This window comes from Thalassotalea eurytherma, from assembly GCF_030161415.1.
In the GTDB taxonomy this organism is placed as follows: Bacteria; Pseudomonadota; Gammaproteobacteria; order Enterobacterales; family Alteromonadaceae; genus Thalassotalea_G; species Thalassotalea_G eurytherma.
Genome location: NZ_BSSU01000011.1, coordinates 108,755 through 123,641, shown reverse-complemented (window position 1 = coordinate 123,641; position 14,887 = coordinate 108,755). Strand labels below are relative to the sequence as shown.

Below are 14,887 nucleotides of genomic sequence, written 5' to 3'. Positions count from 1 at the left end.
ATTTGATTAAATTGAACTTAATCTTCTATTTAATTAATCGAGCACCTAAAACGAACAACAAAAAACATAAAACCATGATTTTTAATAGTTTTAAAATAAAAAAACAATAACCTAGGTCAATCAGTTAACGCCCCGGTGATGTTCTTCGTCTAGATATAATTCAATAAAACTGATTGAATAAAGAAAGATGAACAATAAAACAAAACATAGATAAGATGATTTCAATCAAGCAAATTAATTATGCATTAGCGGTAGCTAAAACTCTCCATTTCAAAAAGGCGGCTGAAGCCTGCCATGTGTCACAGTCAGCAATGAGCACAGCGATAAATGAAATGGAAAAGCAACTAGGTTTTCAAGTATTTGAGCGAAATAACAAGCAAGTGCTAATAACTTGCCAAGGTGAGACCTTCATCAACAAGGCTCAGGTGATTAAATTAGAGTTAGATGAACTTCATCAGCTCGGACAGGCAGAAAGTGACCCTTTAGCTTCACCAATGAAAATTGGCGTAATCCCAACCGTAGGTCCTTATTTATTACCGAAAGTCTTGCCATCGGTACGTTCTACTTACCCAAACTTCAAACTCCATATTGTAGAAGAGCAATCTCACATGCTTGTTGATATGGTAAGACGCGGTGAACTAGACACAGCAATTCTTGCGTTACCATTTCCTATTGATGGCTTAATGTCTTTTGAATTTTGGCATGAAGATTTTTACTGGATAAGCCACAAAGATGAGTGTCCACTTGGCGTGCAGGAGATCACAAGCAATGAGCTTGAGCTTGAAAAATTAATGCTATTAAGGGACGGCCATTGTTTAAAAGACCACGTATTAGAAGCATGCCAATTAAAGAATGAGCAAGACGAGCAAGAGTTCGCTGCAACAAGCCTTAATACTTTGATTCAAATGGTAGCAGGTAAAATAGGTAGCACACTAGTGCCAGAAATGGCGCTTGAACAACTGGTTGCAAATAATAGCGAAATTAGGGCTGTCCATTTAAATGAGCCAGGACCACATAGAAACATTGCCATGATCTTTAGACCTAATTATGTACGAGTAAAAGAATTAGAAATTTTAAAGAGTATGTTTTGTCAGGCGCTATCACCTGACAAATAACCCTTGATAACAAATTTACCTGCACGTTTTGATATATTCTCTGTGCAAGACAATATATCAAAATGAGCTGATATTAGACCTCTTTTTAACAGTTCACTGAAGTGTTTCAGCCCGCCCTAAGCCCCATTTGCAACACTCGTTTACATTTAAATGTCGATCGGAATTGGTCAATCTTAAAAACCTTTGTTAACATAATATTTACAACAGTATTAGGCTTGGCCTACTTTTAATGATGAACCAAATAATAGATAAACAGGGAATGTTATGCGTACGTTAATTTCAATGACCCTCATTGCTTTTTTACACCTTTCAATGAGTACTAACGCCAATGCAACTGAAATACACTTAGCTCAACATTTTTCTAGTTACTCTGAAGAGTCTCCACTAGAGATGGACTTTAGCGTGGTTAATGAAATGCTACATGCAGGTGTCATCTACATGGGCTATTCTACTAGGAAGCTTTCCGAAAGGCCGAAAGAAATTTTTGGCACGCGTTTTAGACACTATAAAGACCGAGCTACAGAAAACGAGGCAAATCGTTTTTTCTACGAATCACTTGTAAAACAACAACAAGAAATTGATTTACTGAAACAGTCGCTAGAACTTATTCCAGAAGAAACACCACTGAATTTATATTCTAAAGAAGAGCAACTTGCATACTGGTTAAACCTTTATAACGTCAGTTTAATTAATGAAGTTGCAAAGATTTATCCTAAATATGACTTGCGGGAATACCTCTATGGTGAGCAATCAATTTTAGAAAATAAAATTATTACGGTTAACAATATCAAGCTGAGCTTAAACGATATTCAGTATGATATTTTGCAAAAAAACTATGATAACGATCCGTTGATTATTTACGGTTTATACCAAGGTAACATTGGCGGACCAAATATTAGACGTAAAGCCTATACGGGTTATAACGTTTATAAATCACTTGCTGACAACGCGTTTGAATTTATTAATTCAAATCGCGGCACCCAGTTTAATGGTGGGGATGGCGAAGTTCGAATTTCTCAGTTTTATCAACGAAATGAATCGTTTTTTCCAGATTTCGAAAACGACCTAAAACAGCATTTACTCACGTACGCGAAAAAGACGATAAGTGAAGACATTCAAGCAGCTCGTTCATTTAATGCAAATATCAAAAATTGGAAAATCGCAGATTTATATGGTTCAAAACGTAAAATCAGACCTTCAGCTGGTACACAAAGTATTAATGAAGCGGTCGATAACGAGCTTTACACGAAGAATATGCGATTGCTTGAGTTAATGCGAATTCGTGCGGTTAATTTGGGTGGAGGTAGCGTTACAGTAACGGATATCGAAACAGACGACGAAGACGAGCTGCCAGAAGTTAACGATAACTAATTATCTTATCATATTGACCTACTTACTCTTTTAAAAACCAACGAATAAGTAGGTCAAAGTCCACTAAATGATTCTTTAGTATTTTCACATAACAGGCTTGGATCATTTGAGAGTGTTTGCTCAATGTCTTTTTCAGCTATTTTTGTTGCACCAACCTCTCCGTATTGATCAAGGTTGTTTAAGTAGCTTCTTAATAACACTTCATTAGTAAAAATAAGAAAACTTGTCATCGCGTTCTTTTGCTGATTGATCTCTTTAAGAAATGTGTCGCCATCTGTTGTTTCGAGATCAGGTTGATTTACTCTATCTAACCTGGTTTGTAGCTCTTCACCAAATGCACTATTTAATGCTGTTTTACTTCGAGTCACTAACTGTTGGGCAAGCACCTTACACGCTTCTAGTTTCACTAAATTTGATAAACCTACGTCACACCAACCATTGATTGAATATAGCGGGTGCAAAAGTGCCGCAGCCTTACCCATGCCTGTTATTGCATTAAGGTTGAAGTTGTTTGCAGTAGCGCCTTCAAGGGCTCTTGTATAAAGCAACACCTTTTCTCCATACCGTTCATTAAATACAGAGGTTTTTTCTAAGGCACTTATCGCGTTAAAGACTTCATCGTCTAAGCCTTTACTAGCGAAATAGCTTGCCGCTGATAACCAAATTGCGCCATTACTTTTGTCTACAGCAATCGCTTGATAAATTAATTCATTAGTACAGCGTTTATAAACGCCGCGACTGCAAGAGTTAATCATTTGCTGAGCAATTAAGGGGTGCTCTGGAAAATATTCAAAATAATCAAGCATTCGATTCAACCTCATATCATGTGTCATCTCATCTGAGAACAATGTGTAGTAAAGTTGTGCTTGCTGATCGTTGGATTGTTCGAGGGAATCAATATACGCCTGCACTAATTGAATATACTCTGGACTATCTAATTGTTTATTGAACTCCTGATCCGTAAAACAAGAAGACAAATCGATATCTTGCAAACCTACCTCAGTGGCTTCCGCTTGTTCTGGACGTTTTTCAATCGTTTCAACTTGATTAAATTGATTTTTTTGTTGGAGATTTTGTTGATGAGCACCTACATGTTGCACTTTTAGTGCAGATGGCTCAGTCATTTTTTTTGATGTTTGCGGTTGCGCTGACTAGGGTCTATGAGCAAATTCCAACAGCCTAATGAAACACCACAAATAATAAGACCTAAAACAATCCTTGTTTGCAAAATTTAATCCCTGTGCAATTAGTTCCTTTATCTAACATACAATAAAAAAGGCCAGCGTAAAACTTACGCTGGCCTTCTTGTTACGCTTTTATAGACGTTTTTACATCATGCCTGGCATACCGCCACCCATGCCGCCCATACCGCCCATATCAGGCATTGCTGGAGCACCACCATCTTTTTGTGGCGCGTCTGTAACCATTGCTTCAGTCGTTAACATTAAACTTGCGACCGATGCAGCAAACTGTAAAGCGCTACGCGTTACTTTCGCTGGGTCTAAAATACCCATTTCAAGCATATCGCCGTAGCTACCGTTACCAGCGTTGTAACCAAAGTTACCTTCGCCATTACGCACTTCGTTAAGAACTACTGATGCTTCGTCACCACAGTTAGAAACGATTTGGCGAAGTGGAGATTCCATTGCACGAAGTGCAACGTTGATGCCGTGGTTTTGGTCTTCGTTGTCACCTTTAAGATCTTTAATCTTGTCAGCTACACGAACTAATGCAACACCACCACCAGCAACCACACCTTCTTCAACCGCCGCGCGAGTTGCATGAAGCGCATCGTCAACACGATCTTTCTTCTCTTTCATTTCAACTTCAGTTGCGGCACCTACTTTGATTACTGCAACACCGCCAGCTAATTTAGCTAAACGTTCTTGAAGTTTTTCAGTGTCATAATCTGATGAAGACTCTTCAATTTGACCACGAATTTGTGTAACACGTGCTTGGATGTCTGCTTCTTCACCGATACCATCAATGATTGTTGTGTTGTCTTTAGAGATTACAACGCGTTTAGCTTGACCTAAGTCTTCTAAGGTTGCTTTTTCTAATTCCATACCGATTTCTTCAGAAATCACTGTACCTGCAGTTAATGTTGCGATGTCTTGTAACATTGCTTTACGACGGTCACCAAAACCAGGCGCTTTAACTGCTGCAACTTTCACGATACCACGCATGTTGTTAACAACTAATGTTGCTAGTGCTTCACCTTCAACATCTTCAGCAATAATAAGTAAAGGCTTACCTGCTTTTGCAACACCTTCTAGTGTTGTTAGCAATTCACGGATGTTAGACACTTTCTTATCAACTAATAAGATGAATGGGTTTTCCATTTCAACGGTGCCGTTTTCTTGGTTAGTCATGAAGTATGGTGATAAGTAACCACGGTCAAACTGCATACCTTCAACAACGTCTAATTCGTTTTCTAACGACTGACCTTCTTCAACGGTAATGACACCTTCAGTACCTACACGGTCCATTGCCGTTGCAATGATTTCACCAACAGTCGTATCTGAGTTTGCAGAAATAGTACCTACTTGCTCAATAGCTTTGTTGTCAGCACATGCTGTAGAGATATTTTTTAACTCAGCAACAGCAGCAACAACAGCTTTGTCGATACCACGTTTTAAGTCCATCGGGTTCATGCCAGCAGCAATTGATTTTAAACCTTCGTTAACGATAGATTGTGCCAAAACAGTTGCCGTTGTTGTACCGTCACCCGCTTCATCATTTGCTTTAGACGCGACTTCTTTAACCATTTGAGCGCCCATGTTTTCGAACTTGTCTTCTAGTTCGATTTCTTTAGCAACTGATACACCATCTTTAGTGATAGATGGGCCACCAAATGACTTGTCTAACACAACGTTACGACCTTTAGGACCTAATGTTACTTTAACTGCATCTGCAAGAATGTTGACACCAGCAAGCATTTTAGCGCGAGCGTCGTTACCGAATAATACGTCTTTTGCCATTTTGAAATTCCTTTAATTCTTTTTTGATAATCTGGTTTATTAGCTAACCAAACTTCATTTAATTCTTAATAGTTAACTCGAGATGAATAGTGCTTATTCAACGACTGCTAAGATGTCACTTTCGCTAAGGATAAGTACTTCTTCACCGTCAATTTTTTCAGTTTTAACGCCGTAACCTTCGCTGAAAATTACTTGGTCGCCAACTTTTACGTCTAAAGCGCGAACTTCACCGTTTTCTAAAATGCGACCGTTACCAACGGCAACGACTTCACCGCGAGTTGACTTCTCAGCAGCACTACCAGTTAATACAATACCGCCAGCAGACTTTGACTCTACTTCTTTACGCTTGATGATTACGCGATCGTGTAATGGACGAATGCTCATTTATTTCTCTCCGAGAATAGGTTGTTTTAAAAAGATTGTTTGCTTGAATAAATAAGGGCAAAAAATAACTTTACAAGTTAAAGAGCGAAAAAAATTATTCTTTTCGCTCGTATTCTCCCTCAATCGTATCACCTAAGTGTTGGCGAGGTTGTTGAGGCGCTTGATCAAAAGGTTGTTGATCGAATGGTTCATGTTCATACGTATTACCCTGTTGAAAATGAGCCGAATGAAAACCTGACTGCGCTGCCGCTTGCAAATGGATATGGCTTTGTACTTTTTTAATGAAGCCATTTCGTACACTTGGAATCAATAAAGAAAGACCAAAAGCATCAGTGACAAATCCAGGCGTGACCAAGAAAACGCCAGAAAGTAACAGCAGGAAACCCGTAATAATTTCATTTGATGGTATTTCACCACGTGCTGATTTTTCTTGCAGGTTACGTAATGTTGTTAGTCCTTGCTGGCGCACAAACTTTGCACCTAGCCAAGCGGTTAACACAACAATGGCAACTGTTGGCCACGTACCGATAACGGTACCTACTTGAATTAACACGGTAATTTCAATAATAGGAATTAGAACAAACATCAAAAATAAAATGGGAAACATAAACACTCCTAAAGTTAGAGTTAGCTTAAAATCTGGCAACCTAGATTGTCATATTTAACTCAAAGCCAACTCTTGAATGAAACAAATATGAGGGTAAACAGGTCTATTTCAACCACTGTGCTAATTAACAAGCATAGTAAATAGACATTAGCTGTGTAAAATACCTATTAACTCTGGTGTTAATGGCAACAAAAGGTTTAAAAGAAAATGTATCAAATTGTGTTATGTAGCTGCCCAACACATGAAGACGCAAAGGCAATTGCTCATCATTTAGTGGCAAAAAAACTTACTGCGTGCGTTAACATTATTCCACAGATAACCTCTGTTTATGCGTGGCAAGGTGAAGTACATGAAGCATGCGAACATCAATTATTGATTAAAACCTTAGCGAGCCAAGTTGAAGAACTTACACAAGCGATTGAGAAGTTGCATCCCTATGATGTACCTGAGATCATTGCCATCAATATTGATGGTGGCAATCAAGCATATTTAAACTGGATAAGTGAGTCTTTGAAGTAGCTGTATGAAAAATTTTATCAAGATTTGGCTGTTAGCGTTAACAGTCCTATGTACAAGTGCGTTGGCACAAAACTCAATATTTGATACGTCAAATGTTTCGCTTTTTAGCAATGACAATGAATTTTTAAAAGTAGACGAAGCCTTCGTTTTTGACTACTACCAAAAAGATAACAAACTCGACATTAGCTTTAATGTTAAAGACGGTTATTACCTTTATCGCCATCAATTTAAATTTACACCAACAGACGCCTCTATTTCACCAATAACCTTACCTGAAGGTATTGAGCATGAAGATGAATTTTTTGGTGTTCAGCAAATCTACCCTGATTCATTGTCATTAGACATCAATATTGAAGATGCTAAACCTGGCGCTACTATCGCGGTAAAATACCAAGGCTGTGCGAAAAAAGGGCTTTGTTACCCACCAGTTATTAAAATGATAGAGCTAGATGAAGTAAAACATTCAACAAGCGATGTACTCGCTGCACTATCTCAAACACCTGAACAAAATGATTCTCCAACCACAACGAGTAAAACGGCTAACGCTTCAGAGCAATTTGAACTTGCTGACATGTTGGCCAACGAAAGCTTACTGATCACGCTTATTGCATTTTTTACGGGTGGACTATTACTATCATTTACGCCTTGTGTGTTCCCAATGTACCCAATTTTAACAGGTATTATTGTTGGCCAAGGAGAAGGACTATCAACGAAACGCGCGTTTACATTATCTTTCTTCTATGTCCAAGGTATGGCGCTAACCTATACCGCCCTAGGTATTGTTGTTGCGTTAGCTGGTGCACAGTTTCAAGCGATGTTCCAACATCCCATAGTGTTAATTGTGTTAAGCGTATTGTTTATATTTCTTGCGCTATCAATGTTTGGTTTATTCAATTTGTCACTACCAACAAGCTGGCAAAACAAGCTCAATGAGATGAGCAACAAGCAAAAAGGTGGGTCATATTCAGGTGTGCTGATCATGGGAGCTATTTCAGGCCTTGTCGCTTCACCTTGTACAACGGCGCCATTAACCGGCGCATTAATTTTTATCGCGGAAAGTGGTGATATCGTAACAGGCGCAAGTGCTTTATACGCACTAAGTTTAGGTATGGGGCTACCACTATTAATCTTAGGTAGCTCAGGTGGTAAGATTTTACCGAAAGCAGGTAACTGGATGAATATTATAAAAAATATATTCGGTTTGTTGCTATTAGCTGTTCCGATCTTCTTATTAGAACGTTTTTTACCTGCAACGATAAGCAGTGCATTGTGGGCCTTATTACTACTGGCAAGCGCTACCTATTTTTACGTTGCCAACTCTCAAACCGAGAAAAACTTTGGTTTTGGCGTAAGAAGCTTGGTGATATTCTTGATGATGTTCTTCGGTGCCTTCCAGTTGTTTCAATTGGTTTCACCAACGAATCAGGCTACCCACACACAACAAGTTGCCCAACATAAACAATTCATATTTGTCGATAATTTGGCTGAACTCAATGAGCAAATCAAACAAGCTAATAGCCAAGGGCAAACAGTGATGCTCGATTTATACGCCGATTGGTGTATTGCCTGTAAAGAGTTTGAAGAGTACACCTTTCCTCAAGCAAACGTGCAACAAGCCTTGGCAAACACACTACTGATTCAAATAGATTTAACAGACACAGGTAGTGATGAAAGTGTTGAATTAATGGAGCACTTTGATGTGTTCGGCTTACCCTCTATTTTGTTCTTTGATTTGCAAGGGAACGAGTTAAGCCAACAAAGAGTTACGGGGTTTATGGGCGCTGAAGAATTTACAGCTCACCTCAAAACATTTTTATAAGCAAAACGTTACTCGCATTAAGAAGCAGCGTATGTAAACGCTGCTTTTTATTAGCTAATTTTCCAGTCAATAGGTGACTTACCTAATTCAACTAAATATTGGTTCGCTTGTGAAAAGTGACGACAGCCAAAAAAACCACGATGCGCTGACAGCGGAGATGGATGTGGCCCAGCTAATACCTTGTGTTTGTTTTGGTCAATATGTTTCCCTTTCTTCTGTGCGTGTGCCCCCCATAAAATAAAGATTATCGGTGAGGTTTGCTGATTCAAGGTGTCGATAACCACATCAGTAAACTTTTCCCAACCTAGTTTTTTATGAGAATGAGCTTCACCAGCCTCAACCGTTAACACCGTGTTTAACATTAATACGCCTTGCTTTGCCCATGACGTTAAGTTGCCATGCATTGGTATAACAAAGTCATCGATATCAACCGCTAATTCTTTATATATATTACGTAGTGACGGCGGTACAGTAATACCTTCATTTACCGAAAAGCATAGCCCGTGAGCTTGCCCCGCGCCGTGATAGGGATCTTGGCCTAAGATAACGACTTTGACGTGCTCTAAGGGGGTAAGCTCAAATGCCGTAAATATGTCCCTTTCCTGCGGGAAAACCTCTATGCCTTGCGCCGTTCTTTTCTGTATGTAGCTATACGTATCAACTAAATATGTTTTTTGTTTTTCACAAGATATTAGCTCTGCCCAAGTATTCATCTGTCGCTTCGTTAGGTCATTTAAAACATTATTATCCCATTCATTTTAGATTTTCCCAAGCACGCATCCACTCCCTAAAGCCAAACAAGAGGAATTACAACATTGTATTATCAAAAAACACAAATTGGCTTGCAACCCAACACATAGAAATAAAGCCCCCTCAAAGCGCTAACCTTCGCTAAAAAATTCGCATATCGCTGTTGCTCGTTGTTTTACTAACCGAAGGCCGCGAGTCGTAAATATTGAATAGTAAGAATAGTTAATTTACCGACATTTTTATTTGTTCAATTCGGGTAGAGTGAACTGAAAATTTTTTAGGAATGAATACGACAAAGCCACTAATTGATTTATCGGCCTGGGCCTTATGGGCGGTAACATGGTCGAAAACTTGCAAATAAAGATTTAGGGTACTTTTTACAGATGGTTGATGACTGAGGTACTGAGTCTAAAATATCACTTCAATGGCAAACAACTTAAAACAAATTCATCCAATTGCTCCGATCGATAACGCAGTTGATACGACTTCAGCCGGCGATTGATTTAACGGTTGCTATTTAGGCGCACACTTAAGCTGATACTGCAGAGGAAGGTGTCGCTATTGCTAAAGCAATGGCTGATGCTGATATTGATGTAGTGGCGGTGGTACTGCGCACGCAAGCATCTATTGATGCATTAATCGCTATCAAAAAAGCACTACCTGAAATGAAGGTAGGTGCAGGCACGATTACGTCGCCAGAAACATTAAAACAGGCACTGGATGCAAAAGCTGACTGCATTGTGACACCTGCTATTTCAGAAAGTCTTATTAAACACTTATCTGGTTTAACAATTCCTGTCTTACCCGGTATTTCGACGACTTCCGATTTGTTATTAGCCACAGAGCATGGTTATACTGAAGTTAAGCTTTTCCCAGCATCGTTATCTGGTGGACCTAGCTTCATTCAAGCAATGAGCAGCTTGTTCCCGCAAGTAAGCTTTTGCCCAACGGGCGGTGTTAAGCAACAAAACAAAGAAAATCATTTATCGCTTTCAAACTGTTTTGCTGTTGGTGGCACATGGATTTCAACAAAAGTTTGGGTTGAGCAAAAACAATGGCATAATATTACTGAAGCCTGCAAACATGCTAACTCATAGGGATTTTCATGGAGCGTTTATCTAACTTAGTTGCACCAGGTGTTGCAACACAAAAAGGTGTTAAAACTTTACTCGACTACGCGAAGGCAAATAACTTTGCCTATCCAGCCGTTAATATTATTGGTAGCCACTCAATTAATGCTGCACTCGCTGCAGCAAAAGAAGTCAACTCACCAATAATCATTCAATTATCACATGGTGGTGCAAGCTTTTTCTTAGGGAAGAGCGTGGGATTATCAAGTAACGATTCTGCCGTAGCAGGTGGTATTGCAGCTGCTCACTATGTGCATCAAGTTGCCAAATTTTATGGCATACCTGTTATTTTGCATACCGACCATGCTAGTCGTGAACTATTGCCTTGGATTGATGGCATGCTCGAAGCAAGCGAAAGCCATTTTGAGCAAACAGGTAAACCATTATTTAGCTCACATATGATAGATTTATCAGTTGAGTCACTTGAAGATAACATTACAACCTGCAAGCAATACTTAACGCGCATGACTAAAATGGGTATGACGCTTGAAATTGAGTTAGGCTGTACTGGTGGTGAAGAAGATGGCGTAGATAACTCACACCTAGATAGCAGTGCGTTATACACACAACCTGAAGATGTAGCCTATGCTTACGAGATACTCAATGCGGTTTCTGAAGACTTTACCATTGCAGCATCTTTCGGCAATGTTCATGGTGTATACAAGCCAGGCAACGTTCAGCTCACACCGTTAATCTTGCATAACTCACAAAAGTATGTTGAGGAAAAGTTTGGTTTACATGCTAAGCCATTAAATTTTGTTTTTCATGGCGGTTCTGGCTCTGAATTATCAGATATCCGTGACGCAATTGATTATGGCGTCATTAAGATGAACATTGATACGGATACACAATGGGCTACTTGGGAAGGTGTGAAAAACTACTACACTGATAACAAAGATTACCTACAAGGCCAAATTGGTAACCCAGACGGCGACGATAAACCGAACAAAAAGTTTTATGATCCGCGTGCGTGGTTAAAGCATGCTGAACAAAGTATGACAAAACGACTTGTCACTTGTTTCGATGATTTAAACTGTCTCGATAGATATTAGGGTCTGTTGATCTTTCAGTTTGTAACTCTGTTACCTTGAAAAAGATGAGATTCGCGGCGCTTAAAGTAATGTTTGGTTGTTCCAAATACACTTTAAGCAACAAAGAATATCGCTTTTTCAAGTCAACCCAAAGGGCTTTGGCTAAAATTAAAGATCAACAGCCCCTAATCGAACGTATATCAATAGACATAAAAAGGGTCAGTGTATATCATTACACTGACCCTTTTTTTATTTGCTTAGGTGTTAGATAAAAAGACACTTTGCCACAACCTTCCTTGATATCCTGCCATGAATGAATCTGAAGTTTCATCTCGATAAAACCACATGTAGGAAAGTTATCGAGCGGCGGCATAACAAGGTAGTTAATGAGCTCTATAAAAGCAGGGTTATGCCCCACAAAGCAGATATCAGTAAAATCATTTGATATGTTGCCTAACAACGACAATAAGTGAGTCATTGAAAAGGTGTAAAGAGACTCATCAACCGTCCAATTGAGTGGCGCTTCGTTCTCTGGTGAGGGCATATCAGCGATACCCTGAATCGTTAACTGTGCTCGATGCGCAGCACTGACAAGGATCGACTGTGATGAGATTAAATAGCTACTCAGTAAAGGTGCAATACGTGCAATATCGCGATGGCCTCTGCTATTGAGGCCACGCAATTTGTCATCATCATATGGTGTGTGCCAATCAGACTTAGCATGCCTCAATAACTTTAGTGTTTTCATTGCTATTGGTAGACTTCGGTATTACTCCAAACGCCATGGCGAAATTGCTCTTGAATGTATTCTATTATTTCGTCTTCAGGTACAGGCTTAGCAAAATAATACCCTTGGAAATAATCACAACCATTCTCTTCAAGGCTACGCATTTGAGCGCCGGTCTCAACCCCTTCTGCGACCACTTTCAGATCTAAACTTTTCACCATGGCAATGGTCGACATAATAATCTGATAATCGGCATTATTTTCTAGCATACCGAAAACAAAACTCTTATCTATTTTAATAATATCGACCGGCATTCTTTTTAAATAGGCTAGTGACGAGTAGCCTGTTCCAAAATCATCGATGGCAAAACTAAAACCATATTCTCTAAGCGTAACCATTACGGCAATTGCTTTATCAATATCTTCCACTAAGGTTTGTTCAGTAAGTTCTAACTCAAAATGCTTAGCGTCTAATTCATAGGCTTGCAGTAAATTAGTCAAAAATGGCGATAAATTAGGATCTAAGAATTGATTTGCTGACAAGTTGATTGCCACTTTAATATCTGAATAGCCAAGCTGTATAAAGTTACGTACTAATTCAAAACAGCGACGAACAACCCAGTATCCTAACTCAATCATTTGCTCTGAGTTCTCTAAAACAGGTATGAAGTCGTCTGGTGAAATCATACCGCGTTCAGGATGTTTCCAACGAAGCAATGCTTCAAAACCGATAAAGCGATTAGTATTTGCTTCGATTTGAGGTTGTAATGCTAGGCTAAACTGATGCTCAAGCAATGCAGTTCTCACATCGCCTTCCATCATGACACGGTGTGCCACACGCTGATACATTTTAGGATCGTAGACAAAACATTGGTCACCGCCATTCATTTTCGCTTCGTACATCGCAATATCTGCAGAAGAGATTAAATCGTCTGGCGATGCATCAGGATCAGCACAATAAACCATGCCTAAACTTGAAGATACGTAGAAGGTGTTTTCCTCAAGTTTGATACCTGATTTAAACTGTTTCAAAAACTCATCAGCAAGCGCTTTACCTTCACTTTCAGTACTTAACTGACTCAAAATAATGACAAATTCATCACCACCAAAACGACAAACAACATCAATATTTCGAGCACAGGCATTAAGTCGTTGAGCGGCTTCAACGAGCAATTTGTCACCTTCACTATGACCATAACTATCGTTAACTTTTTTAAAGTCATCTAAATCTAAAAATAATAGTGCAAACCCATGCGTACTATATTGCAATTTAGCTAGGCTTTTCTTTAATTCGAAATTAAGCATATTGCGATTTGGTAAACCGGTAAGCAGATCATACATTGCAATATTTTCTAACTCATTGGTTTTCAAATTCACTTTTAAATTAAGTTTTTCAAGCTGGTAGCTCAGCATCGTCGCCGACTCTATTACCGTATCTAACTCATCACTAAACCAGTTTTTACGCTTGAATTCAGCTTTTCGAAAATCAGTAAATTGCTTTTTAGCCAACAATGGTAAAAAGTCTGCAAGGGTTACTAAGCGATCGGTAAATGAACGAGAAAGTACATAAACGATAAAGCTCACCAGCAATAAAAAAGCAATCACTGCGGCCAAGAACTTATTTCGGTACAGTTGGTTTTCTTGCGTGTATTGGGTTAAATCTTCAATCAATATTAAATTGAAAAAACCATTTTCATTAAGGGTTAATGGAAGAAAGTTAACTAAGTAATAGCGCTCTTGAAAAGTAAAGTTCAACCCGTTTTCCATGATGCTATCAATATTTTCATTATCGACTTTTAACGTTTTTATATGATCAATTAGCCTGTTGTCAGTACTTAGTAATACTTCAGCATTTGCAATACCTGCTTTATGAGGCACTCGAAATACAGCAACATCGCCACCAAACAGCTCATTGAATGACATTAGATTGTCACTCATATTTGCTTTTAAAATAATGGCGGCTTCGTCACCTTGCGCATTCATAATAGGCAAACCAACAGCCTGAAAACACTTATCTTCACAAACAATTTTTGAAATAGGTTGCTGTTTGAACTGCACTTGTTGGCTAATTTGCCTAACTTCATTGGTTAATGGTGATGTACTAAATGCCACATTATTGCGTTGTAGTAGCCAAATATCCTCAATATCAAGATGTAGCTGCATCTTTTCAAATTGTTGATTAAACACCTGACCTAGCGCGTTGAAATCGTGATTCGCCCGCCCTTGATCGGGATCTGCGTACCACTCCACTAACGTTTGAAGCTCCGTAACAAGCTGCTTCGTTTGCAATTGGAAAAAATAACGCCCCTGCTCCAACGCTTCTTGTTGAAGTTTGGCATATTCAGACTCTAACTTAACGAATGATAACCATGAGTAAAACACACTGATACATAACAAGGTGCCAACTAAGATGGAAACAAGCTTAAATGAAACACTAACAAAAAACTTTTTCAT

General features: G+C 39.0%; 12 protein-coding genes and 1 pseudogene. 6 read left to right on the top strand and 7 right to left on the bottom strand.

The window, feature by feature from the left end:
- Positions 1 to 215: 215 nt before the first annotated feature.
- A complete protein-coding gene (locus tag QQK02_RS11955) occupies positions 216 to 1,115 on the top strand; it encodes a hydrogen peroxide-inducible genes activator (RefSeq protein WP_284208280.1) in 900 nt (299 codons plus the stop codon).
- A 264-nt stretch (positions 1,116 to 1,379) separates the two neighbouring features.
- The gene (locus QQK02_RS11950; protein ID WP_284208279.1) at positions 1,380 to 2,486 is read left to right on the top strand and encodes a DUF547 domain-containing protein; all 1,107 of its coding nucleotides are present in this window, start codon (positions 1,380 to 1,382) and stop codon (positions 2,484 to 2,486) included.
- A gap of 53 nt (positions 2,487 to 2,539) precedes the next feature.
- Here QQK02_RS11950 and QQK02_RS11945 read toward each other — a convergent pair whose 3' ends face one another.
- The 4 genes from QQK02_RS11945 to QQK02_RS11930 form a co-directional block, all read right to left on the bottom strand.
- Positions 2,540 to 3,610 carry a hypothetical protein gene (locus tag QQK02_RS11945; RefSeq protein ID WP_284208278.1) on the bottom strand — a complete coding sequence of 357 codons (1,071 nt, stop codon included), beginning with the start codon at positions 3,608 to 3,610 and terminating at the stop codon, positions 2,540 to 2,542.
- 204 nt (positions 3,611 to 3,814) lie between these two features.
- On the bottom strand, positions 3,815 to 5,467 hold the full coding sequence (groL, locus tag QQK02_RS11940; protein WP_284208277.1) for a chaperonin GroEL: 1,653 nt from the start codon (positions 5,465 to 5,467) through the stop codon (positions 3,815 to 3,817).
- Between the two features lie 93 nt (positions 5,468 to 5,560).
- Positions 5,561 to 5,851 (bottom strand): co-chaperone GroES, encoded by a 291-nt coding sequence (locus QQK02_RS11935; protein ID WP_284208276.1) that lies wholly within the window; start codon positions 5,849 to 5,851, stop codon positions 5,561 to 5,563.
- Between the two features lie 94 nt (positions 5,852 to 5,945).
- On the bottom strand, positions 5,946 to 6,458 hold the full coding sequence (locus QQK02_RS11930) for an FxsA family protein (RefSeq protein WP_284208275.1): 513 nt from the start codon (positions 6,456 to 6,458) through the stop codon (positions 5,946 to 5,948).
- Positions 6,459 to 6,665: 207 nt separating this feature from the next.
- Between QQK02_RS11930 and cutA the strand changes: the two genes are divergently transcribed.
- A complete protein-coding gene (gene cutA, locus QQK02_RS11925; RefSeq protein WP_284208274.1) occupies positions 6,666 to 6,977 on the top strand; it encodes a divalent-cation tolerance protein CutA in 312 nt (103 codons plus the stop codon).
- A 4-nt stretch (positions 6,978 to 6,981) separates the two neighbouring features.
- The gene (locus QQK02_RS11920) at positions 6,982 to 8,796 is read left to right on the top strand and encodes a protein-disulfide reductase DsbD (RefSeq protein WP_284208273.1); all 1,815 of its coding nucleotides are present in this window, start codon (positions 6,982 to 6,984) and stop codon (positions 8,794 to 8,796) included.
- A 50-nt stretch (positions 8,797 to 8,846) separates the two neighbouring features.
- On the opposite strand, the gene ung is transcribed toward QQK02_RS11920, so the two are convergent.
- Entirely contained in the window at positions 8,847 to 9,509 is a 663-nt protein-coding gene (gene ung / locus QQK02_RS11915; RefSeq protein WP_284208272.1) for a uracil-DNA glycosylase, read from the bottom strand.
- Positions 9,510 to 10,079: 570 nt separating this feature from the next.
- Here ung and eda point away from each other — a divergent pair.
- Positions 10,080 to 10,643, top strand: a pseudogene (eda, locus tag QQK02_RS11910) (bifunctional 4-hydroxy-2-oxoglutarate aldolase/2-dehydro-3-deoxy-phosphogluconate aldolase); the annotation flags it as partial.
- Between the two features lie 8 nt (positions 10,644 to 10,651).
- Positions 10,652 to 11,728 carry a class II fructose-bisphosphate aldolase gene (gene fbaA / locus QQK02_RS11905; protein ID WP_284208271.1) on the top strand — a complete coding sequence of 359 codons (1,077 nt, stop codon included), beginning with the start codon at positions 10,652 to 10,654 and terminating at the stop codon, positions 11,726 to 11,728.
- Positions 11,729 to 11,939: 211 nt separating this feature from the next.
- Here fbaA and QQK02_RS11900 read toward each other — a convergent pair whose 3' ends face one another.
- Both QQK02_RS11900 and QQK02_RS11895 read right to left on the bottom strand, forming a co-directional pair.
- Complete coding sequence (locus QQK02_RS11900) at positions 11,940 to 12,455, bottom strand: SixA phosphatase family protein (protein WP_284208270.1); 516 nt, start codon at positions 12,453 to 12,455, stop codon at positions 11,940 to 11,942.
- A gap of 2 nt (positions 12,456 to 12,457) precedes the next feature.
- On the bottom strand, positions 12,458 to 14,887 hold the full coding sequence (locus QQK02_RS11895; protein ID WP_284208269.1) for a bifunctional diguanylate cyclase/phosphodiesterase: 2,430 nt from the start codon (positions 14,885 to 14,887) through the stop codon (positions 12,458 to 12,460).